We start from the raw sequence: 20,269 nt of genomic DNA, 5'->3' as shown, positions 1-20,269 counted from the left end.
GATCGATTTTGGATCTAATGATGCTCTGGAAGCATCGTGAGGACGCGCTGCAGGACCGGGCTGGTCGCGTCGCGGCGCCAGATCGCGTGCAGTTCGACCGGGCTGCCCGGGCCGTCCAGGTCGCAGTACGTCACACCCTCGACGCCGAGGTGCCGGGCCGACGCGGGCACCAGCGCGACACCGCGGCCGGCCGCCACCAGCAGGACCACGGTCAGGATCTGCTGCACCCGCTGCTCGATCCGGGGATGCGACTCGGCGAGGAACCGGACCGTCAGCTCGTGGAAGTACCGGGCCTGGGTCGGTGAGTAGCTGATCACCTGCTCGCCGCTGAAGTCCGCCGACGTCAGCGGCCGGCCGAGGGCGGCGAGCCGATGGTTGCCGGGGACAACGGCGCACAGCGGTTCGCGGGACACGATCCGGGAGTCCAGGACGCCGGAGTCGAACGGCGGCCGCCCGAGCCCGAGGTCCAGCTCGCCACGCAGCAGGCCGTCGATCTGTGCGGGCGTGACCCGTTCGTGCAGGATCACGTCGACGTCCGGCAACTCCTCGGACAGCCGGCGCAGCAGCGGGCCGAGCGTCCGGATCGCCGACGTGGCCGTGAACCCGAGCCGCAGCGTCCCCGCCGCGCCCTGATCGACCCGGCGGGCGAGATCGCCCGCGGTCTCGACGAGCGCGAGCAGCCGGCGCGCCTCGGTGAGGAACGCCTGCCCCGCCTCGGTCAGCTCGACCTTGCGGTTGTCGCGTTCCAGCAGCCGGGCGCCGACGGCGCGCTCGAGTTTCTGCACCTGACGGCTCAGCGGCGGCTGGGTCATGTTCAGCCGTTCGGCGGCGCGGCCGAAGTGCAGCTCCTCGGCGACGGCGACGAACGCGCTCAGCTGGTCGAGCGAAAACATGATGCAGGAAAGGTATCACTCGATGCCACATCGGCCTTGGACGCGCATGATCCACCCCCCAGCTAGACAGGCCAGCCGTTCGCGGAGAGGGCGTTCAGTACGGCGGTGCGCTGCGGGTTGAGCGGGACGTACAGCAGGGTCTTGCCGTCCGGGCCGCGAAGGCGCACGTACCGCCGGCCGGTTGTGCTGGAGGTGACCGCCGTCCGCTGCACCACCTGCGAGGCGAGCGTGCCGTGGGCAACCGTGACCCGATCCGGCCCGACGGTGACAGCCAACCTGACCCGCAACGCATGCCGAACAGACAACCCCACCAGGCCCAAGGCCAGCAGAATGCTCGGCCCCAGCACAACCGCCACGATTGCAGCCGGCGACCCGCCCTCGAATGCCAGCACCATCACCCCAGCCGCGACCACCACAGCCAACCCCATCGCAACCTTCGGACCGACCCGACTACCAGCCCATGGCAACGGCCCTCGACCGCCGTCCCGAAGCAGAACGCGGGTGTCCCGCCGGACGGTCGCCCCGCCTCCGCCACCCGACGCGAGCCCAGCAGCACGCCCAGCCCGGGCGGGGGACCAGTGCCAGCCTTCGGTGTGGGTGGCCTCCTGGATCTCGTCGACGTCGAAGCGCGCGAGGGGGATTCGGCCGCTGGACGTCATGCCCTCGAGCTGCAGATAGGGCCGGCCCTGGGACTGCACAATGCGCAAGACGCTGTCGTCGTTGCGGACGAGTTCCCACGAGGCTCCGGACATGCGTAAGGCCGTGATGCCATCGGACCGCACCTCGATCCGGTCCGGATGCCGCCGCACGGCCCGGCCAGCGATCAAGAACGCCACCGGAAGCAGCGCCACTGCCAAGACCGCCAGCACCGCTGCTACCTGCCACACAGCGTTCGCGAACGCCAGCACAGCGAACGCACCCAGCACGACCGACCCGCCGAACTCGACCCGCGTCCGCGTTGGCACCGGCTTGCGGGCGTGTACGAGCTGCGCCATGCCGCGCAACGCTAGCCGGGGCTCTGGGTCAACCGGTGCCGGGTGCCGGACAGGTGCACGCGCATCGCCGCCCGCGCCGCCTCCGCATCGGACCGGCCGATCGCCGCGGCGATGTTCTCGTGCTCGTGCACCACGCGGGTCAGGTGCCCGGGGTCCGACATCTCGTACGCCGGGTCGAGCCGGGTCCGCGGCAGCATGATCATCATCGGCCCGAGTTCCCCGACCAGGTCCGCGTAGAACCGGTTGCCCGAAGCAACAGCAACCTTCAGGTGGAACGCGAAGTCGGCCGCCACCGACCGGCTCGGATCGTCCCCGACCCGCCGGAAGTCGTCCAGCGCCCGCTCGATCCCCTTCAGCTGATGCTCGGTCCGCCTTATCGCCGCCAGCCCGGCCGCCTCGCTCTCGACACCGATCCGGAAGTCCATCAGGTCGAGGACGTCGCGGTGCGATCGCACCTCGCGCAACCCCGGCGTACGCTCCGGGACCTCGAGCACGAACGACCCGCGCCCCTGGAACGTCTCCACCAGCCCGGCCGCCTGCAGCCGCGAGACCGCCTCGCGAACGACCGTCCGGCTGACCCCGAACTCCTCGACCAGGCTGTTCTCAGCCGGCAGCTTCGCGCCCGGCGCGATCCCGCCGTCGAGGATCCGCCGTTTCAGGTCGTCGACGATCTGATCGGCCAGCCCGCTCACGAGAACTCGCAGCGGTCGACCGTCCAGCGCGCGCACTGCTCGCTGGTGGTGAACCCGAGCCCCGGGCGGTCGGGGACCAGCATCCGCCCGTCGACCGTCTCCAGCCGCTCGTTGAACAAGGGATTCAGCCACTCGAAGTGCTCGACCCAGGGCTCCCGCGGGTACGCGGCGGCGAGGTGCAGGTGGATCTCCATCGCGAAGTGCGGCGCCAGCTGCAGACCGTTGTGGTCGGCGAGCGTCGCGAGTTTCAGGAACGGTGTGATACCGCCGATCCGCGGCGCGTCCGGCTGGATGATGTCGGCCGCGCGAGCCTCGATCAGCCGCACGTGCTCGCCGACGCTGGACAGCATCTCGCCGGTCGCGATCGGGGTGTCGAGCGCCGCCGCCAGCTCCGCGTGCCCGAGCGCGTCGTACGCGTCCAGCGGCTCCTCGATCCACACCAGCCCGAACTGTTCCAGCACCCGCCCGATCCGCAGCGCCGTCGGCCGGTCCCACTGCTGGTTCGCGTCCACCATCAGCGGTACGTCGTCGCCGAGGTGTTCCCGCACCGCGCGGACCCGCTCGAGATCGATCCGGCTGTCGGGCTGGCCGACCTTGATCTTGATCCCGCCGATACCGTCGGCGAGCGACTTCGACGCGCGCTCCTTCACCTCGTCGAGAGGGGCGTGCAGGAAACCGCCGGAGGTGTTGTAGGCGCGGACCGAGTCGCGGTGCGCGCCGAGCAGCTTGGCGAGCGGCAGACCGGCCCGCTTGGCCTTCAGGTCCCACAGCGCGATGTCGATCGCGGCGATCGCCTGCGTCGCGACACCCGAGCGGCCGACCGAGGCGCCGGCCCAGAGCAGCTTGTCGTACACCTTGCCGATGTCGGACGGGTCCTCGCCGATCAGGTTCGCCGCGATCTCCTTCGCGTGCGCGTACTGCGCCGGTCCGCCGGCCCGCTTCGAGTAGCTGAACCCGATGCCGTGCTGGTCCTGCTCGGTCGCGATCTCGGCGAACAGGAACACCACCTCGGTCATCGGCCGCTGCCGCCCGGTCAGCACCTTGGCGTCGCTGATCGGCTGATCGAGCGGGAGGACGACGGACTTGAGCTGCACGTGGCGGATGCGGTCCATGCCGAGTGATCATACAAGTAGGAAACTTGTCCTACAACGCCGTCGTTTGATGCTGCCGTAACACCAGGTGACCTCTCCGGAAACACAAGAAGGACAAGCTGCTGCGCGCCGACAGCGTGGTCGTGCACGCCCGCCTGCCGCCAGCTGGGGAAGGAAGCAGCCAATGGACGTCTCGGAGAAGCTGCTCCGGTCGTACGCGACGATCGACACCGACGACGACGGCCGGATCTGGTCCTGGGAGTTGCTCAACACCCTCGGCCGGGCCGGGATCATGCCGGACGATCCGCGGGTCCGTGCGGCGCTGGACGGTGTCCGTGACGCCGCCGGCCGGCCCGCGATCACGCCGTACGCCCAGCCTGTGCAGCTCGATCTCGACACGTTCGCGGAGGTCGCGCGGCACGAGGTGATCCAGCGAGCGCTGACCGGTGATCTCGCCGTTCCCGCGGACGAGTTCGCGGCCTTCGCGCAGGCGGTCGAGCGGATCCACAACGACCTGCTGGACGAACGGTCCGGTGAGACCGCGGACTACATCCCGACCTTGCGGGACGCCGATCCGGAGAAGTTCGGGATCGCGATCTGCACCGCTGACGGCCAGGTGTTCTCGATCGGCGACACCGCGGCGGAGTTCAGCGTCCAGTCGACGTCGAAGCCGTTCAACTACGCGATCGCGCTGGAGCAGCTCGGCCCGGAGGAGGTGCACCGCTGGGTCGGTCAGGAACAGAGCGGCGGTCCGTTCAACGATCCGCTGCTGTCGCTGGGTGCGGACGGCCGGCCGCACAACCCGATGATCAACGCCGGAGCGATCGGGACGCTCGCACTGGTCGACGCCGGCAAGGACCTGTCGGCCAGGTTCACCACCGTCCGGGACACGTGGGCCGCGATGACCGGCGAGCGTCCGCAGCTGCACGGTGCGACGTTCCTGGCCGAGCGCGAAACCGGGTTCGGGAACGTCATGTTCGCCAACGCGCTGGCGCGGAACGGGAAGCTGTACGGCGCGAGCCCGACCGACCGGCGTGCCCCCGAGGACGCCACCGAGCTCTATACCATGGGCTGCTCACTCACCATGACCGCCGACAGCCTGGTGAAGGCCGGTGCCACGCTCGCGAACGGTGGAGTCGCACCCTTGAGCGGCCGGCAGGTGTTCTCCGAGGAGACCGCCGCCCGCGTGCTGTCCATGATGGGCCATAGCGGGATGTACAACGACTCCGGACAGTTCTCGAACGAGGTCGGGCTGCCGGCCAAGAGCGGGGTGTCCGGCAACGTCTTGATGGTGGTGCCGTCGAAGCGGATGGCCGTCGTGGTGTTCTCACCGCGTCTGGACGCGGTCGGCAACTCGGTCCGCGGGGTCGAGGTGTGCAAGCGGCTCGTCAACGAGTTCGGCCTGCACCCGTACCGGAGCATGGGCGCCGAGCGCGGCCGCGCCGCGGGGCAGCTGACCGGCGCGCTCAACGGGGCCGACCGGCGCGCAGAGGCGGCGAGCGCGGCCGACCGCGCCCTCGGCGGACTGGCCCGGCCGGGCAGTGGTGGTGCGGGCGTCGCGCAGACCACCGGTACCGAGCGAGCCGGTACAGCGACGCTTCGACGTCCGTCGCAGCCCGGCCAGCAGCTCTGATCTCGCACGAACAACGGCCGCCGACCACCTTGAGGGTGATCGGCGGCCGTGGTCGTCCGGGCTGCTACTCGACGGTGACCGACTTCGCCAGGTTGCGCGGCTTGTCGACGTCGTGGCCGAGGGCAACGGCCGCGTAGTACGCGATGATCTGCAGCGGGATGGTCAGCAGGATCGGGTCCAGCTCCGCCTCGTTCTTCGGCACGACGATCTTCGCCGCGACCCCGTCCGGTACGTCGACGCCCGGGTGCGTGACGACGTACAGCGGGCCGGAGCGGGCGCCGATCTCGTGCAGGGCGCCGATGTTGCGGTCGAGCAGCTCGTCGTCGGGGACGATCGCGACGCTCGGCACGTCCGGCGAGATCAGCGCGAGCGGGCCGTGCTTCAGCTCGGAGGTCTGGTATGCCTCGGCGTGCCGGTAGGAGATCTCCTTGAGCTTCTGCGCACCCTCGCGCGCGACCGGGTAGCCGCGGGTCCGGCCGACGAAGAACAGGCTCTCGTGCTGCGCGAGGCGGCCGGCGATCTTGGCCAGCTCCTCTTCCTGCGCCACGATCGCGGCGATGTGCTCGGGGAGCTTCTTCAGGCCGTCGATCAGCCGGCGGCCGTCGGCGGGAGAGACGTCCCGGATCCGGCCGAGGTGGATGCCCAGCATCGCGAACCCGACCGCCATGTTGGTGAGCGCCTTCGTCGAGGCCACCGAGACCTCCGGGCCGGCGTGCAGGTAGACACCGCCGTCGACCTCGCGGGCGATGCTCGAACCGACGGCGTTCACCAGGCCGATCACGCGACCGCCCTTGCGCTTCAGCTCCTGGACGGCGACGAGCGTGTCCAGGGTCTCGCCGGACTGCGAGACCGCGACGTACAGCGTGTCCCGCTCGACGACCGGGTTGCGGTACCGGAACTCCGACGCGGGCTCGGCGTCGGCGGGGATCCGCGCGACCTCCTCGATGAACTGCGCGCCCATCTGGCCGGCGTAGTACGCCGAACCGCAGCCGAGGATCTTGACCCGCTTGATCTCCCGCGCCTCGCGGGCGTCCATGTTCAGGCCGCCGAGGTGCACGGTGTGGAAGCGCTCGTCCAGCCGGCCCCGGATGACCCGGCCGACCGCGTCCGGCTGCTCGTGGATCTCCTTCATCATGAAGTGCTCGTGCAGGCCGCGCTCGAACTCCTCGGCCTCCCACTCGACCGTCTTCGCGGTCTTGGTGGTCGGCGACGCGTCCTGGGTGAAGGTGCGGTAGCCGTCGGCGCGGACGGTCGCGAGCTCGCCGTCGTCCAAGTACACGACCTGGCGGGTGTAGCGGATCAGGGCGGCGGCGTCGGAGGCGATGTGCATCTCGCCGTCGCCGATGCCGAGGATCAGCGGGCTGCCGTTGCGGGCGACCACGATCCGGTCCGGGAAGTCGAGGTCGACGACCGCGATGCCGTAGGTGCCCTCGATCCGGCGCAGGCTGGCCAGCACCTTCTCCTCGAGGGTGTCGCCGTCGGCCTGCTCGATCAGGTGCGCGAGCACCTCGGTGTCGGTCTCGGAGCGCAGCTTGACGCCGGCGTCCTCCAGCTGCGCGCGGATCGCGGCGGCGTTGTCGAAGATGCCGTTGTGCACGACCGCGATCCGCTCGTTGCCGCTGGCGTGCGGGTGTGCGTTGTCCTTGCTCGGACCGCCGTGGGTGGCCCACCGGGTGTGGCCGATGCCGAGTTTGCCGCCGAACCGCTTCGGCAGCGACGCCTCCAGCTCACGGACCCGTCCGGCGTCCTTGTGCACCTTCAACTCGCTGGATCCCAGGACGGCGACGCCCGCCGAGTCGTAGCCGCGGTACTCCAAGCGGGCCAGTCCGTCCACCAGGATGGGCGCGGCCGGCTTGGTGCCGACGTACCCGACGATTCCGCACATGTGATGGTGCCCCTTCGTAGGTTCGGTTGAGCGGCCCGGTCAGCCGTAGACGATCCGTCGCAGCTGCCGGGCGGAGAGTTCGGGCGAGCGGACCGGCCAGTGCCGGAGCTCGGCGCCGAGGCGCGCGAAGATCTCGTCGTTGCGGGCGCCGTAGGTCTGCAGCTCACGGTGCCGGCGCCGGACGTACTCCTCGGTCGTCTCGGTGAAATAGGCCAGTACGTCGGCGACCACCCGCCGCGCGACATCGGCCGACAGTCCCGTCGTCCGGCTGACCTGCTCGGCCAGCTCGTCGACCGGCTCCACGGCCGCCGCCTCACTGATCACCCGTCAACCATGCAGTCTTTCCGGGGTCAACGCAAAGCATCTGCCCGAAATCGGGCAAATTCCCTGCTTTGTCAGGAGCTAGAAGAGACGGAGTACGTCGGACTCCATGCCGCGCAGGGCGTCGTAGTCGACAGTCAGGCACTCCAGGCCGCGGTCGGTGGCCAGGAACTGGGCCTGCGGCTTGATCAGCTGGGCGGCGAAGATGCCGCGGACCGGCGCGAGCAGCGGGTCGCGGTTGAGGAGTTCGATGTACCGGGTGAGCTGCTCGACGCCGTCGATCTCGCCGCGGCGCTTGATCTCGACCGCGACGTGCTTGCCGTCGGCGTCGCGGAGCAGCAGGTCGACCGGGCCGATCGCGGTCGGGTACTCCCGGCGGACCAGTGTCCAGCCCTCGCCGAAGGTGTGCACGTGCTCGGCGAGCAGTTCCTGCAGGTGCGCCTCGACGCCGTCCTTGATCAGGCCGGGGTCGGTCCCGAGCTCGTAGGCCGTGTCGCTGTGCACCTCCTGGAGGGTGATCCGGAGCTCCTCGCCGGCCTTGTTGGTGACGCTCCAGACGCCGTCGTCCTCCGTCAGCTTGCACGGTGGCGACATCCAGTTCAGCGGCTTGTACGACCCGCCGTCGGCGTGGATCAGCACGGACCCGTCCGCCTTCACCATCAGCAACCGGGGCGCCATCGGCAGATGAGCCGTCAGCCGCCCCGAATAGTCAACAGAACACGTAGCAATCACCAAGCGCACGACAAAGCACCGTAGTGCACCGGGCGCGCGGAGTGGGAAGGTGGTGACCATGATGCCGAAGGTGAGTGACGCGGCGCTCGCGGCGTACGACGAGGTCGCGGCCGGTCTGGAGACGGCCGGCGTGGTCCGGGGCAGCATGTTCGGTATGCCGTGCCTGAAGATCGGCAAGAAGGTGCTCGCCGGGATGTACGGCGACGCGATGACCTTCAAACTCCCGCCGGAGCCGCGGTCGAAGGCGCTCGCGCTGTCCGGTGTGGAGCAGTTCGACCCGGGGATGGGTCGAGCGATGAAGGAGTGGGTAAGGATCCCTCTGGACCAGTCGGCCGTCTGGCCGGAGTACGCCGCCGAGGCCTTGGAGTACGTCGGTAGATGAACCTGATGTGTCCCGCCCGGATCCTGCTGCTGCCCGGTGACGTCCAGGACGCGGCGGTCGGCGAGCGGGTTGCCCAGGTGTACGCCGGCCCGTTCGAGGCGGCTGCCGGCGCCCGGCTGGCCGATCGCCTCGGTGTCAGGCTGACCGTCGTCCCCGAGCTGACCCAGCGCCCGGATGCCGAGCTGCAGTCGATCGCCGATCTGCATCGCGGCGAGACCGTGGTCGTGCTCGGGCTGGACCTCGGCCTCAGGCTGCCCGCGATCGTCGAGCACACCGGCGACGGCTGGACGCGGATCGCCTCCGACAACGAGGTGACGCTGGCGTCGTACGAGCAGGCCGCCGGCAAGTTCCGCGACTCGATCCCGACCGACCCCAACAACCTCCTGATCGACCTGCTCGCCGACCGCGTGGCTCCGGGCGGACGTGTGCTCGAGCTCGGCAGCGGCACCGGCAAGGACGCGATCGAGCTGGAGAGCCGCGGGTACGTCGTACGGCGCACCGACGCGACCCAGGCGTTCGTCGAGATGATGCGGTCCGACGGGTACGCCGCCGACCGGCTGAACGCGATCACCGACGACTACGGCGGCCCGTACGACGCGGTGTACGCGAGCGCGGTGTTCCTGCACTTCGACCGCGCCCAGCTGGACGGCGTACTGCGGAAGGCGGCCCGCGCCGCGCCGGTGCTTGCCTTCGCCACCCGGGAAGGCAAGGGGGAGGAGTGGTCGAACCGGCACCTCGACCTGCCGCGCCACTTCGTCCTCTGGCAGGAAGCTCCGCTGCGCGATCTGCTGGCCGCGACCGGATGGTCCGTCCGGCGACTGGAGCGCGGCGACTCCCGCATCGGAACCTGGCTGCAGATCCTGGCGGTGCGGGCGTGATCCGCGCCGGCGTCGTGCTGCTGAGCGAGCACGGGATCGCGGCGATCGAGCGGGTCCGCGGCGGGCGGACGTACCACGTGCTGCCCGGCGGTCAGGTGGAGGACGGGGAGAGTCCCGCGGAGGCCGCGCGCCGGGAGGTGCAGGAGGAGCTCGGCCTGCTGGTGAAGATCCGGGCGGCGGTCGCGGTCGTGCACTTCGGCGACAGCACGCAGCACTACTTCGTCGCCGACGTGATCGGCGGCGAGTTCGGGACCGGCGACGGTCCGGAGATGGCAAGCTCGGCCGACTCGGAGCGGGGGAGTTACCGCGCCGTGTGGATGCCGGTGACCGACCTCGTTGCGCGGGACCTCCGGCCACGACCCGTGGCGGCCGCACTGGAGGGCGCGCCCGATCCGTGGTGGCTGCTCGAAGGCTGGATGGAGACCCCGGTCGTCATCGACGAGGGTGTGTGAGGTTGACCTCGCCGGTGACGCAACTCATGGGCGGACCAGTACCTGGACTGGCATAGTGCAGAGCATGGCTCGGGAATTGACGACGGTTGGTGTGGTGGGTCTCGGCACGATGGGCGCCGGGATCGCCGAGGTGTTCGCGCGCAACGGCCTGACGGTGGTCGGTGTCGAGCGCGACGAGGAGGCCGTCGAGCGCGGCCGTGGGCACATCCAGCACTCGACCGACCGGGCCGTGAAGCGCGGCAAGCTGTCGGTCGAGGACCAGCAGGCGCTGTTCGACCGGGTCACGTTCGCCACCTCGCTGGAGGCGCTGGCCGGCTGCGACCTGGTGATCGAGGCCGTCGTCGAGCGGCTCGAGCTGAAGCGCGAGATCTTCGCCGCGCTGGACAAGATCGTCCGCGACGACGCGATCCTGGCGACCAACACCTCGTCGTTGTCGGTCACCGAGATCTCCGTCGCCACCCAGCGCCCGCGGCGCGTCGTCGGCATGCACTTCTTCAACCCGGCGCCGGTGCAGGAGTTCGTCGAGGTGATCAAGACCGTGGTCACCGAGCCGGACGTGGTCGAGGACGTGCAGGCGCTCGCCCGCCGGCTCGACAAGGTGCCGGTGGTCGCCGCCGACCGGGCCGGGTTCATCGCCAACGCGCTGCTGTTCGGGTACCTGAACCACGCGGTGTCGATGGTCGAGTCCCGCTACGCCACCCGCGAGGACGTCGACGCGGCGATGCGGCTCGGCTGCGGGTACCCGATGGGCCCGCTGGCGCTGCTCGACCTGATCGGCCTCGACACGGCGTACGAGATCCTCGACACGATGTACAAGCAGGGCCGCAACCGGCTGCACGCGCCGGCGCCGATCCTCAAGCAGATGGTCACCGCCGGGCTGCTCGGCCGGAAGACCGGGCGCGGCTTCTACACCTACGAGGCGCCGGACTCGCCGGTCGTGGTGGATGACGAGCACACCCCGCACCGCAACGGTGACGAGATCGCAGTCCGGCCGGTCAAGCAGGTCGGCGTGGTCGGCTCCGGCACGATGGCGGTCGGCATCGTCGAGGTCCTGGCCAAGGCCGGGTACGACGTCCTGTACGTCGCCCGCGGCACCGAGAAGGTCGACCGCGTCCGCGGTGTGCTGGAGCGCTCGCTGGAGAAGGGCGTGCAGCGCGGCAAGCTGTCCGCCGAGGAGCGGGACGCGGCGCTGCGCCGGGTGACCGGTACGGCGAAGCTCGACGACCTCGCGGGCGCCGACCTGGTGATCGAGGCCGTGGTCGAGGAGCTCAGCGTCAAGCAGGCGCTGTTCGAGACGTTCGACGAGATCTGCAAGCCGGGCGCGATCCTGGCCACCACGACCTCGTCGCTGCCGGTGATCGACCTGGCGATGGCGACCAAGCGGCCGGGTGACGTGGTCGGGCTGCACTTCTTCAACCCGGCGCCGGTGATGCAGCTGGTCGAGGTCGTCAGCACGGTGAGCACCTCCGCCGACGTCGCCGACACGGTGGCCGCCGTCGCCGTTGCCGCCGGCAAGCATCCGGTACGGTGCGGCGACCGGGCCGGGTTCATCGTGAACGCCCTGCTGTTCCCGTACCTGAACGACGCGGTCCGGATGCTCGAGGCGCACTACGCCGGCGTCGACGACATCGACGCGGCGATGAAGCTCGGCTGCCGCCTCCCGATGGGTCCGTTCGCCTTGCTCGACGTGGTCGGCCTGGACGTCTCGCTGGCCATCCAGCGGACGCTCTACCTGGAGTTCCGCGAGCCCGGCTTCGCCCCGGCGCCGCTGCTCGAACACCTGGTCACCGCCGGCTACCTCGGCCGCAAGACGGGCCGCGGTTTCCGCGACTACAGCAACTGAGCCGCTGTAGCATCACCGCATGCCGGACGAGCCCGCGAAGCACATCTCCGAGGCGCTCGGCGGGCGGCCGGTCGAGCCATTGAGCGATGCGGAGCGCGTGGAGTGGGAGCGCGTCCGCAATCTCGTCCAGAGCGTGGCCTCGTGCTACAACGCGCTGGTCGCGCAGGCCACCGACCCGGGGCGCCGGGCCGAACTCTCCGAGCGGCTCGCCGTGCACGACGCCGAGCTCCGGCGCATCGACGCGATGCCGGCAGCGGAACGGCGTACCGTCATCAGCACCTACCCGGAGCTGCTGACCCGGTTGCGCGCCGAGCTCGACCGATGATCGCGAGCGCTCGCCTCGACCTGACGTTGGGCGAGGCGCAGGCGGTGCTCGCCCGTCGGCTCGCGCAGATCACTCCGGACGAGCCGCCGGTGCGGGCCCCAGGTCAGCGTCCCCTGGTGGTGCTGATCGGCGGGCCGCCGGGGTCGGGCAAGTCGACCACGCAGTGGCTGCTGCAGACGTCGCTCGGCGCGCGGTCCGTCGCGGTGTACGACTTCGACGACGACATCACCGCGCACCCCCGGTACGACGCGATCATGCGGTCCCGGGGGATGGGCGGCGCCGACGAGATCGCCCGCAATCTCCCGCGCGGCATGATGGTGCGCTGCCTCGAACATCTCCGCCGCGGCGAACCGCAGTACGACGTGATCGCCAGCGCCCCGCTGCACCGCGTGCCGCTGGCCACGAACTGGGTGGACGGCTTCCGCGCCGTCGGCTACCGCGTCGCGCTTGTGTACGTCACGACGCACGAAGCCAACTGCCGGCTCGGTCGCGTGAGCCGATTCCAGCAGGCGCTCGACGACACCGGAATCGGCCGGTGGGTGCGGCCGGAGCTCGGGGACCTGGCCTACCGGCTGGTGCCGGACACCGCTCAGGAGCTGGAGTCCCTGGCGTACGTCGATGACCTGTACGTCGTCGACCGCGACGGGTTCGTCTGCTACGAGACTCACCGCGGCGAGGACGGGCGGATGCCGGAGCCGTGGCTGGTCAAGCAGGAGATCCTTGCTGAGCGCAACCGTCCGCCGACGCCGGCCGAGCACGAGCAGTTCCTCGCGACCGCGGTGCCGTTGCTCGACCGCGGCGACGCCCTGGCCGCCCTCGTCATCGCCGAGGTCCGGGCCGCGATGACACAACACGAGGCCCGCGGCGCCCCACAGCCCCGCCAGCTGATCCTGCCGAACCGCCTGGACCACCAAGTAGGCGACCTCCGCCGCTTCACCGCAGCCGGCCTCGCCGCCCCCACCACCATCCCCACCACTACCGGACCGAGCTCGATCAGCGGCTCTCGCAGCCCGCGTCCCTCCCGACCGGCCCCCGCCCACACACGCGACCACTGAGCACACTGACCCGGGGCGGCTGGCAGACTCGGGTGGGTGCGGAGGAGATCGGTGGGGCGCGATCTGGTGTCGGTTGGCGGCACGCTGCTCGTCGTCGCGACGGGGCTCGGGCTGGTCATGATGCCGGGGGTTGTGGGCGCGGACTGGCCGGGCTGGACGTCGCTGATGCTGCTGGTCGCGGTGCTGGTGATTCCCGTGGCCTGGGTGCTGATCGGGATCTCCGCGGGATCGGCCACGGTGGCTCGCTGGATCGCGGTGCTCGGGGTCGGTGCGGTGCTGGTCCGGATCGCCTGGACGACGTACGACGCCGGCCCGGCGATGCTCCTCGCCGTACTGCCGCTGCTGGCCGTGATCGTCCTCCTCGCGTCGGTCCTCGCGTACTCGTGGCCGCGGGCAACCACCCGCGCGGTACAGGACTGCGCGCACCGCAACGGCTGGCGGCTCGTCGATCCGCGGGAGCTGCGGCTGCCGCCGCTCCCGCTGACGGTCGGCCGGACCTGGACCGCCCGGAACGTCGTACAGACTCCGAACGCCGTCGCCTTCGAGGTGCGGTGGCTGCACTGGAACGGACTGCTGTGCCGGCGACATGTCCTGAGCGCCTTCGTCACGACGCTTCCGGTCGCGCTGCCCGGCTTGGAGGTACGGCCGGGCGGGCTCACCCGTTCGGACCTCACGCTGGAGAGCGCCGAGTTCAACCGGAGCTTCGACGTGATCGGTGACGAGCCCCGCTACCTCACCGCGGTCCTGCACCCGCGCACCATGCAAGCGCTCCTCGACGCGCGCCCCGTACGGCTGGCCATCGCAAGCACAGCGCTCGTCCTGTCCCGCGACCAGCCGCTGACGGCCGAGTCACTCACGCAGGGCCTCGCGACCGGGATCAAGGTCCCGCAGCACGTGTACGACGACTGGGGGCAGCGCGCCCCGGAACCCGGCCGCGGACTGCGGTTCCTGGGGCGCCGCTTCGACCCGTCACCCGGCGCGGCACTGCTCCGGATGACCACACTCGCGACCGGGATCCTCGGCCTGACGCTGCTCACCTGCCTGGCTGCCGCGGCCACCGAGACCGGCTTCGATCCGCCGCACTCCGTCGGGCGGCTCCTGATCGGCAGCGCGGTGCTGCTCGCGATCGCGGCGGCCTGTGCGCTGGCCCGGCGGGTTTACGGCTCGGCCTGGGCGTAGTCGCCGCAGGGGCCGCCGCCGATGGCTTCGGGGAGGACGGTCTCGCGGCGGTCGGGGCGGACCAGCGGGTTGTAGAAGGCGGCGATCTCGACGCTGTCCTCGGGGATGTAGTGGAAGATCAGCGAGCGGCGGAAGCGGTTCGCGGTGGAGTTCGGGCGGGAGCCGTGGACGACGCTGCCGTGGAAGAACAGGACGTCGCCGGCCCGCATCCGGGTCTGCACCCTGCTGAGGCCGTCGGGGATCGGCACCTCGACACTGGTGAACGACTCGGTCAGGTCGGCCGGCTCCGGGCAGACCAGCTCGGTCTGGTGCGAGCCGGGGACGACCGCGAGCCCGCCGTTGTCCGCGTCTACGTCGTCGATCGCGATCCAGGCCGCGAGGCACGTCTCCGGATCCGCGCGCAGGAACGTGTTGTCCTGGTGCAGCGCCTGCCCGCGGGCGCCCGGCGGCTTGAAGTAGAACATCGACTGGGCGCCGAGCGCGGGGCCGATCAGGGCCTGCACGACATCGAGGATCCGGCTGTCGAGCATCAGCTCCATCGAGATCCGCCCGGCCTCGGTGTCAGCCGCCCGGTGCGGGTGCACGAACCGCGGGAACTTCGCGAGCGGGTCGTCGTCCGGGACGCCGTCGTCGATCGCGAGCGAGTGGTCCACCGCGACCTGTTCCATGAAGACCGACTTGATCCGCTCGACCTCGGCGGTTTCGAGCAACTGGGGGACCTGGACGATGCCGTCCCGCCGGTAGATGTCCACGACTGTCTGGGTCATGTGTCCAGGATGCGGCGGGCGGGTCGCGGTCGCGATAGCCTATCGAGCTGTGAACCTTCGACATCCTGCTGAGGCGCCGCATCCGGTGGTGCGCCGGCTGGTGACCGGTGAGTTCGACGAAGGCCCTGAGTACGCGACGTATCGGCGGCGCGGGACGACCGACTGGCTGCTGGTCCAGACCCTCGACGGCCAGGGACGATTCGGTCAGGTCGCGGCCGCTCCGGGCAGCGTGACGCTGGTGCGCCCCAGCACCCTGCACGACTACGCGACGGTCGGCGACCGGTGGCATTTCCTGTATGCGCACATGCACCCGAAGCCCGACTGGCTACCGCTGCTCGACTGGCCGGAAGTTGCCCCGGGCACCGTTCAGCTGCACCCGGCCGGACCGGCCTTCGAGCGCGTCGCCGACCACCTGCGCGACGCCGTTCGGCATCAGCGCAGCGTGCTGCCACAGGCCGAGCAGCTGAGCGCCAACGCGCTGGAAGCGGCCCTGCTGTGGTGCGACACCCAGAACCCGAAGGCCGTCCAGATCGACGACCGGCTGCTGCGTGCGATCGAGCTGATCGACCAGGACCTGACCGCGAGCCTCGACGTACCGCGGCTCGCGCGGGCGGTGAACCTGTCGGTCTCGCGGTTCGCGCACCTGTTCCGTGAGCAGCTCGGCGTCGGCCCGCAGCAGTTCGTCGAACGCCGCCGCCTCGACGCGGCCGCCCGCCTCCTCGAACTCACCAGCCGCCCCGTCGCCTCGGTCGCCGCCCAGGTCGGTTACCCGGACCCGCTGTACTTCTCCACCCGATTCCGCCGCCACACCGGCGTCAGCCCCACGGCGTACCGGCTCAGCGGGACGACAGGTAGGTGAGGACCGCCATCACGCGGCGGTTGTCGTCCTCCGACGGGGGCAGGTCGAGCTTGGCGAAGATGTTGTTGGTGTGCTTGCTGACGGCCTTCTCGGTGACGAACAGGGCGCCGGCGATGGCGGCGTTCGAGCGGCCTTCGGCCATCAGGCCGAGGACCTCGGACTCGCGCGGGGTGAGCCGGCTGATCGGCTCGTCGCGGGTGTTGCGGGCCAGCAGCTGACCGATCACGTCCGGGTCCATCGCGGTACCGCCGGCCGCGACCCGGCGGACGGCGTCCAGGAACTCGGCGACGTTCGACACGCGGTCCTTCAGCAGGTACCCGACGCCGCCTCCGCCGCCGGTGAGCAGCTCCCGTGCGTACAGCTGCTCGACGTACTGCGAGAGCACCAGGATCGGCAGGCCGGGGACCTGCGTGCGGGCCTCGATGGCGGCCTTCAGGCCCTCGTCGGTGAACGTCGGCGGCAGCCGGACGTCCACGACCGCGACGTCCGGCCGGTGCTCCACGAGTGCGGGCACCAGCCGGGGTCCGTTGTCGACCGCCTCCACGACCTCGAAGTCGTGCGCCTCCAGCAGGCGGATCAGGCCGTCCCGGAGGAGGGCGTGGTCTTCAGCGATGAGGACTCGCAAGGCAGCTCCATGATCACGGTGGTCGGCCCGGCGCTCGGGCTCACCACGGTCAACGTACCGTCGAAGGCGGCCAGCCGCCGCTCGATACCGTACAGACCGCCGCTGGGCTTGACCGCCGCGCCTCCCACCCCGTCGTCACCGACGATCATGTGCAGCTTCTCCTCCTCATGGGTGATCTGCACCCAGGCGTTCGTCGCGGCCGAGTACTTGACCGCGTTCGCCAGGCACTCGGCGACCGCGAAGTACGCCGCCGACTCGACCGGCGCGGGCGGGCGGCCGGGGACGTCGAAGGTCACGTCGACCTTGAACGGGCAGGTCAGCGCGAGCGCCTTGACCGCACCTTCCAGGCCGCGGTCCGCGAGCACCGGCGGGTGGATCCCGCGGACCAGGTCGCGCAGCTCGGACAGCGCCGTACTCGCGGACTCGCGGGCCTCGGTGAGCAGCGCCGCCGCCTGGGCCGGGTCCCGCGCCACCATCTCCTCGGCCATGCCGAGGTTCATGCTCAGCGCGGCGAGCCGGGCCTGGGCGCCGTCGTGCAGGTCGCGCTCGATCCGGCGCAGCTCGGCCGCCTGGGTGTCGACGGTCTCGGCCCGCGACTCGGCCAGCTCGCGGACCCGCATCGCCAGCTTGGCGCTCTCGGTCGGGCCGAGCAGCGAGCGGGCGACGTACGCGTTCGCCTTCAGCAGCCGCTCACCGGCGGCCTGCCAGATCAGGAACGCGAGCAGCGCCACCGGCATCACCAGGAAGCTGGTCCAGAAGTTGACCGTGACCAGCCCGCCGAAGGGCTCGGTGAAGACGCCCTCGGGAGTGACGCCGACCAGCAGCGGGTAGACCAGGTAGAACAGTCCGGCCAGGAACAGGACGGCGCTGAGCAGGCACAGCGTGAACCCGATCACAGCGTTGACGAGCAGCCAGATGATGTCCCGCCAGGTTTGCGGGTCGGTCAGGATCGTCCGCAGCCGCATCAGCATGCCGGGCATCGGAGGCTTCTTGTACGGCCGGGGAATGCGCTCGCCGAGGAAGCCGGCCAGCATCGTGCGGTGACAGTTCGCGAACCAGCGCGCGGCCGGCACGACCACGAGCAGTAACGGGATCCCGACCCACACCGCGATCAGCGGCACGGACACCACACTGAGCACGAACAAGGCGATCCCGAGCTCGGCCAGGATCGCGAGGAACAGGGCGATCCAGGGCTGGGCGAGCTTCGGGTAGCGCATCGGCGGCGCTTCGGTGGTGGCGAGGGTGGTGGTGCTCATGCCTCCATCATGACCGAGCGTGAGAGCCACGGCAGTGGAGTTATGCCCACTCTCCGCCGGGCGCTGTCACCCCCACCGAATTGGGTAGTAACTCCCATGTTTTCGGGCGTTCGACCGACAACGCTTGATGCCGTACGCTGGCCGCGGCTGTACGCCTAGGCCTCCCCCCGCTACCGAGACGAGGACCTGATGGCTCAGCCGATCATGTCACCTGTTGCGACCCGTCGCTCCGATTTTTCCCCGCTGTTGCGGGAGGTCAAGGCCGCCGGCCTGCTGGAGCGCCGTACGGCGGCGTACGCGATGGCGATCGGGATCAACGTGGCGCTGATGGCGTTGACCTGGGCGGGGATCGCGGTGATCGGCGCCTCGTGGTGGGTGCTGCTGCTGGCGATCCCGCTGGGCATCCTGACCACCCGCGCGGCGTTCTTCGGGCACGACGCCGGGCACCAGCAGATCGCCGCCTCGCGCAAGCTGCACGACTGGATCGGCATGCTGCACGGCAATCTCCTGCTCGGCATGAGCTATGCCTGGTGGAACGACAAGCACAACCGGCACCACGCCAACCCGAACCACACCGGCAAGGATCCGGACGTCGGCGAGGGCGTGCTGGTCTGGACGCTCGAGCAGGCCGAGGGCCGCAAGGGGCTCGAGGGCTGGCTGACCCGCAACCAGGCCCGGATCTTCTTCCCGCTGCTGACGCTGGAGGGCTTCAACCTCAAGGTGTCGAGCATTCGCTTCCTGCTCGCCCGCCGGCGCACCGAGAAGGTCGAGCTCGGCCTGATGGCGGCGCACCTGGTGCTGTACTTCGGCGCGCTGTTCCTGATCATGTCGCCCGGCCAGGCGGTACTGTTCGCGCTGATCCACCACATGGTCTTCGGGCTGCACCTCGGCAGTGTGTTCGCGCCCAACCACAAGGGCATGGAGATGCCCGACGACGACAGCAACTGGGGCCACCTGGAGAAGCAGGTGCTGACGTCGCGCAACGTGAACGGCGGCCTGGTCACCGACTGGATGATGGGCGGACTCAACTACCAGATCGAGCATCACCTCTTCCCGAGCATGCCGCGCGCCAACCTCCGCTTCGCCCAGCCGATCGTGCGCGCGTACTGCGAACGCATCGGCATGCCCTACGTCTCGACCGGCCTGATCGAGTCGTACCGCCTGGGGTTGCGCCACATGCACGAGGTCGGCGAGGAACTTCGAGGCGACCTCAAGGTGAGCTAGGCCACACGACTAGCCTGGAGGGGCTATGTCGCGCAGAAAGCCTTCCAAGTGGCAGCGGCCGGTCAGTGACCGGCCGCTGCTCGGTGGTACCCAGTCCCGCGAGGCGAAGGCGAACGGCGAGTGGAACGTCCGGCGGGTCTCCGGATCCGCCTCGGCGAAGTCGTACCGCTGCCCGGGCTGCGACCAGCAGATCCCACCGGCCACCCCGCACGTCGTCGTGTGGCCGGACAACCCCAGTCTGCTCGGCGCCCTCGGCGGTGCGCAGTCCCTCGACGAGCGGCGGCACTGGCACACGGCGTGCTGGCAACGGAGCCGCTGAAAGGTGTGCGGATGAAGCTTCCGGTCACGGCGTACGGCGAGACGGGATCGCCGGTCGTGGTGATGCACGGGCTGTTCGGCTCGGGGCGGAACTGGATGACCGCCGCGCGCCGGCTCGCGGACCGGCACCGGGTGTTCGCGCTCGACCTGCGCAACCACGGCACGTCGCCGCACGTCGCCACGATGAGCTACCCGGAGATGGCCGACGACGTCCGGGAGACGATCGAGTCGCTCGGGGTCGGGCCGGTCGCGCTGGTCGGGCACTCGATGGGCGGCAAGACGGCGATGCTCACCGCCCTGCAGTACCCGGCCGTGGTCGAGCGGCTCGTCGTCGTGGACGCGGCGCCGGTCGCGTACCCGCCGGCGTTCGTCGAGTACGCGCGGGCGATGCGGACCGCCGACCTGTCGTCGGTCTCCCGGCGCGCCGAGGTCGACGCCCAGCTCGCGGACGCCGTACCGACGCCGGGGACTCGGGCGTTCCTGCTGCAGAACCTGATCCTGGACTCCGACGGCGCCCGGTGGCGGCCGAACCTGCCGGTGATCGAGGCCGCGCTGCCGGCCATCTCCGGCTGGCCCGCGGTCGAAGGGCTGCACTACGACGGACCGACGCTGTTCATCTACGGCGGCAAGTCCGACTACGTCGAGCAGGACCACCGCGCCACCATCGCGACGTACTTCCCGCACGTCCGGTACGCCGAGATTCCGGAGGCCGGCCACTGGGTCCACGCCGAACGCCTCGACGACTTCCTGACCGCTCTGACACCGTTCCTCCCATGACCCTGGCAAACGGTTGTCAGTAATCCATTGACCTTCGGCTGGCTGCGTCGGTAAGTTTTCAACCCAGTTCCTGCAGGATCCACGATC

General features: G+C 70.3%; 22 protein-coding genes. 12 read left to right on the top strand and 10 right to left on the bottom strand.

Annotated elements, in window-relative coordinates:
- Positions 1 to 14: 14 nt before the first annotated feature.
- The 4 genes from AB0L64_RS29260 to AB0L64_RS29245 all read right to left on the bottom strand — a co-directional run bounded on the left by AB0L64_RS29260 (position 15) and on the right by AB0L64_RS29245 (position 3,692).
- The gene (locus AB0L64_RS29260; protein ID WP_363715162.1) at positions 15 to 893 is read right to left on the bottom strand and encodes a LysR family transcriptional regulator; all 879 of its coding nucleotides are present in this window, start codon (positions 891 to 893) and stop codon (positions 15 to 17) included.
- A gap of 62 nt (positions 894 to 955) precedes the next feature.
- Positions 956 to 1,888, bottom strand: coding sequence for a hypothetical protein (locus AB0L64_RS29255; protein ID WP_363715160.1), 933 nt, complete (start codon positions 1,886 to 1,888; stop codon positions 956 to 958).
- An 11-nt stretch (positions 1,889 to 1,899) separates the two neighbouring features.
- Positions 1,900 to 2,580, bottom strand: coding sequence for a FadR/GntR family transcriptional regulator (locus AB0L64_RS29250; RefSeq protein WP_363715159.1), 681 nt, complete (start codon positions 2,578 to 2,580; stop codon positions 1,900 to 1,902).
- Positions 2,577 to 3,692 (bottom strand): mandelate racemase/muconate lactonizing enzyme family protein, encoded by a 1,116-nt coding sequence (locus AB0L64_RS29245; RefSeq protein ID WP_359930165.1) that lies wholly within the window; start codon positions 3,690 to 3,692, stop codon positions 2,577 to 2,579. Before AB0L64_RS29245 ends, AB0L64_RS29250 begins: the two co-directional genes overlap by 4 nt.
- A gap of 163 nt (positions 3,693 to 3,855) precedes the next feature.
- On the opposite strand from AB0L64_RS29245, the gene glsA reads away from it, so the two are divergent.
- Positions 3,856 to 5,304 (top strand): glutaminase A, encoded by a 1,449-nt coding sequence (glsA, locus tag AB0L64_RS29240; protein WP_363715156.1) that lies wholly within the window; start codon positions 3,856 to 3,858, stop codon positions 5,302 to 5,304.
- Positions 5,305 to 5,368: 64 nt separating this feature from the next.
- Here the strand turns inward: glsA and glmS are convergent, their stop codons facing one another.
- The 3 genes from glmS to nucS form a co-directional block, all read right to left on the bottom strand.
- Positions 5,369 to 7,189: a glutamine--fructose-6-phosphate transaminase (isomerizing) gene (gene glmS / locus AB0L64_RS29235; protein WP_355699981.1), complete on the bottom strand. Its 1,821-nt coding sequence runs from the start codon at positions 7,187 to 7,189 to the stop codon at positions 5,369 to 5,371.
- Between the two features lie 39 nt (positions 7,190 to 7,228).
- Positions 7,229 to 7,510, bottom strand: a complete 282-nt coding sequence (locus tag AB0L64_RS29230; RefSeq protein WP_355483761.1) for a hypothetical protein — start codon at positions 7,508 to 7,510, stop codon at positions 7,229 to 7,231.
- An 81-nt stretch (positions 7,511 to 7,591) separates the two neighbouring features.
- Positions 7,592 to 8,251, bottom strand: a complete 660-nt coding sequence (gene nucS / locus AB0L64_RS29225) for an endonuclease NucS (RefSeq protein WP_363715154.1) — start codon at positions 8,249 to 8,251, stop codon at positions 7,592 to 7,594.
- Between the two features lie 49 nt (positions 8,252 to 8,300).
- On the opposite strand from nucS, the gene AB0L64_RS29220 reads away from it, so the two are divergent.
- The 7 genes from AB0L64_RS29220 to AB0L64_RS29190 all read left to right on the top strand — a co-directional run bounded on the left by AB0L64_RS29220 (position 8,301) and on the right by AB0L64_RS29190 (position 14,356).
- Positions 8,301 to 8,624 (top strand): hypothetical protein, encoded by a 324-nt coding sequence (locus tag AB0L64_RS29220; RefSeq protein ID WP_363715152.1) that lies wholly within the window; start codon positions 8,301 to 8,303, stop codon positions 8,622 to 8,624.
- Positions 8,621 to 9,502, top strand: coding sequence for a class I SAM-dependent methyltransferase (locus AB0L64_RS29215; RefSeq protein ID WP_363715150.1), 882 nt, complete (start codon positions 8,621 to 8,623; stop codon positions 9,500 to 9,502). The genes AB0L64_RS29220 and AB0L64_RS29215 overlap by 4 nt, the downstream gene beginning before the upstream one ends.
- A complete protein-coding gene (locus tag AB0L64_RS29210) occupies positions 9,499 to 9,954 on the top strand; it encodes an NUDIX domain-containing protein (RefSeq protein ID WP_363715148.1) in 456 nt (151 codons plus the stop codon). Before AB0L64_RS29215 ends, AB0L64_RS29210 begins: the two co-directional genes overlap by 4 nt.
- Positions 9,955 to 10,018: 64 nt before the next feature.
- A complete protein-coding gene (locus AB0L64_RS29205) occupies positions 10,019 to 11,797 on the top strand; it encodes a 3-hydroxybutyryl-CoA dehydrogenase (protein WP_363715146.1) in 1,779 nt (592 codons plus the stop codon).
- A 19-nt stretch (positions 11,798 to 11,816) separates the two neighbouring features.
- Positions 11,817 to 12,122, top strand: a complete 306-nt coding sequence (locus AB0L64_RS29200) for a hypothetical protein (protein WP_363715144.1) — start codon at positions 11,817 to 11,819, stop codon at positions 12,120 to 12,122.
- On the top strand, positions 12,119 to 13,177 hold the full coding sequence (locus AB0L64_RS29195; protein ID WP_363715142.1) for a zeta toxin family protein: 1,059 nt from the start codon (positions 12,119 to 12,121) through the stop codon (positions 13,175 to 13,177). The genes AB0L64_RS29200 and AB0L64_RS29195 overlap by 4 nt, the downstream gene beginning before the upstream one ends.
- 51 nt (positions 13,178 to 13,228) lie before the next feature.
- The gene (locus tag AB0L64_RS29190) at positions 13,229 to 14,356 is read left to right on the top strand and encodes a hypothetical protein (RefSeq protein ID WP_363715140.1); all 1,128 of its coding nucleotides are present in this window, start codon (positions 13,229 to 13,231) and stop codon (positions 14,354 to 14,356) included.
- Here the strand turns inward: AB0L64_RS29190 and AB0L64_RS29185 are convergent.
- Positions 14,335 to 15,123 carry a phytanoyl-CoA dioxygenase family protein gene (locus AB0L64_RS29185; protein ID WP_363715138.1) on the bottom strand — a complete coding sequence of 263 codons (789 nt, stop codon included), beginning with the start codon at positions 15,121 to 15,123 and terminating at the stop codon, positions 14,335 to 14,337. The genes AB0L64_RS29190 and AB0L64_RS29185 overlap by 22 nt on opposite strands.
- Before the next feature lie 49 nt (positions 15,124 to 15,172).
- Here AB0L64_RS29185 and AB0L64_RS29180 point away from each other — a divergent pair, with 49 nt between their 5' ends.
- Positions 15,173 to 15,982: a helix-turn-helix domain-containing protein gene (locus AB0L64_RS29180; RefSeq protein ID WP_363715136.1), complete on the top strand. Its 810-nt coding sequence runs from the start codon at positions 15,173 to 15,175 to the stop codon at positions 15,980 to 15,982.
- Here the strand turns inward: AB0L64_RS29180 and AB0L64_RS29175 are convergent.
- Both AB0L64_RS29175 and AB0L64_RS29170 read right to left on the bottom strand, forming a co-directional pair.
- Positions 15,960 to 16,607, bottom strand: a complete 648-nt coding sequence (locus tag AB0L64_RS29175; RefSeq protein ID WP_355699970.1) for a response regulator transcription factor — start codon at positions 16,605 to 16,607, stop codon at positions 15,960 to 15,962. The genes AB0L64_RS29180 and AB0L64_RS29175 overlap by 23 nt on opposite strands.
- Positions 16,559 to 17,863: a sensor histidine kinase gene (locus tag AB0L64_RS29170; protein ID WP_363715134.1), complete on the bottom strand. Its 1,305-nt coding sequence runs from the start codon at positions 17,861 to 17,863 to the stop codon at positions 16,559 to 16,561. Before AB0L64_RS29170 ends, AB0L64_RS29175 begins: the two co-directional genes overlap by 49 nt.
- Positions 17,864 to 18,052: 189 nt before the next feature.
- Between AB0L64_RS29170 and AB0L64_RS29165 the strand changes: the two genes are divergently transcribed.
- Genes AB0L64_RS29165 through AB0L64_RS29155 form a run of 3 tightly spaced genes read left to right on the top strand, consistent with a single transcriptional unit; the run spans position 18,053 to position 20,182 of the window.
- Positions 18,053 to 19,087, top strand: coding sequence for an acyl-CoA desaturase (locus tag AB0L64_RS29165; RefSeq protein WP_363715132.1), 1,035 nt, complete (start codon positions 18,053 to 18,055; stop codon positions 19,085 to 19,087).
- A 25-nt stretch (positions 19,088 to 19,112) separates the two neighbouring features.
- On the top strand, positions 19,113 to 19,406 hold the full coding sequence (locus tag AB0L64_RS29160; RefSeq protein ID WP_363715130.1) for a hypothetical protein: 294 nt from the start codon (positions 19,113 to 19,115) through the stop codon (positions 19,404 to 19,406).
- An 11-nt stretch (positions 19,407 to 19,417) separates the two neighbouring features.
- Positions 19,418 to 20,182, top strand: a complete 765-nt coding sequence (locus tag AB0L64_RS29155) for an alpha/beta fold hydrolase (protein ID WP_363715128.1) — start codon at positions 19,418 to 19,420, stop codon at positions 20,180 to 20,182.
- Positions 20,183 to 20,269 lie beyond the last annotated feature (87 nt).

The sequence above is a fragment of the Kribbella sp. NPDC051936 genome (assembly GCF_040680955.1).
Classification (GTDB): Bacteria; Actinomycetota; Actinomycetes; order Propionibacteriales; family Kribbellaceae; genus Kribbella.
The sequence above is the reverse complement of the archived record's forward strand: the minus strand, read 5'-3'. Positions and strand labels throughout refer to the sequence as shown.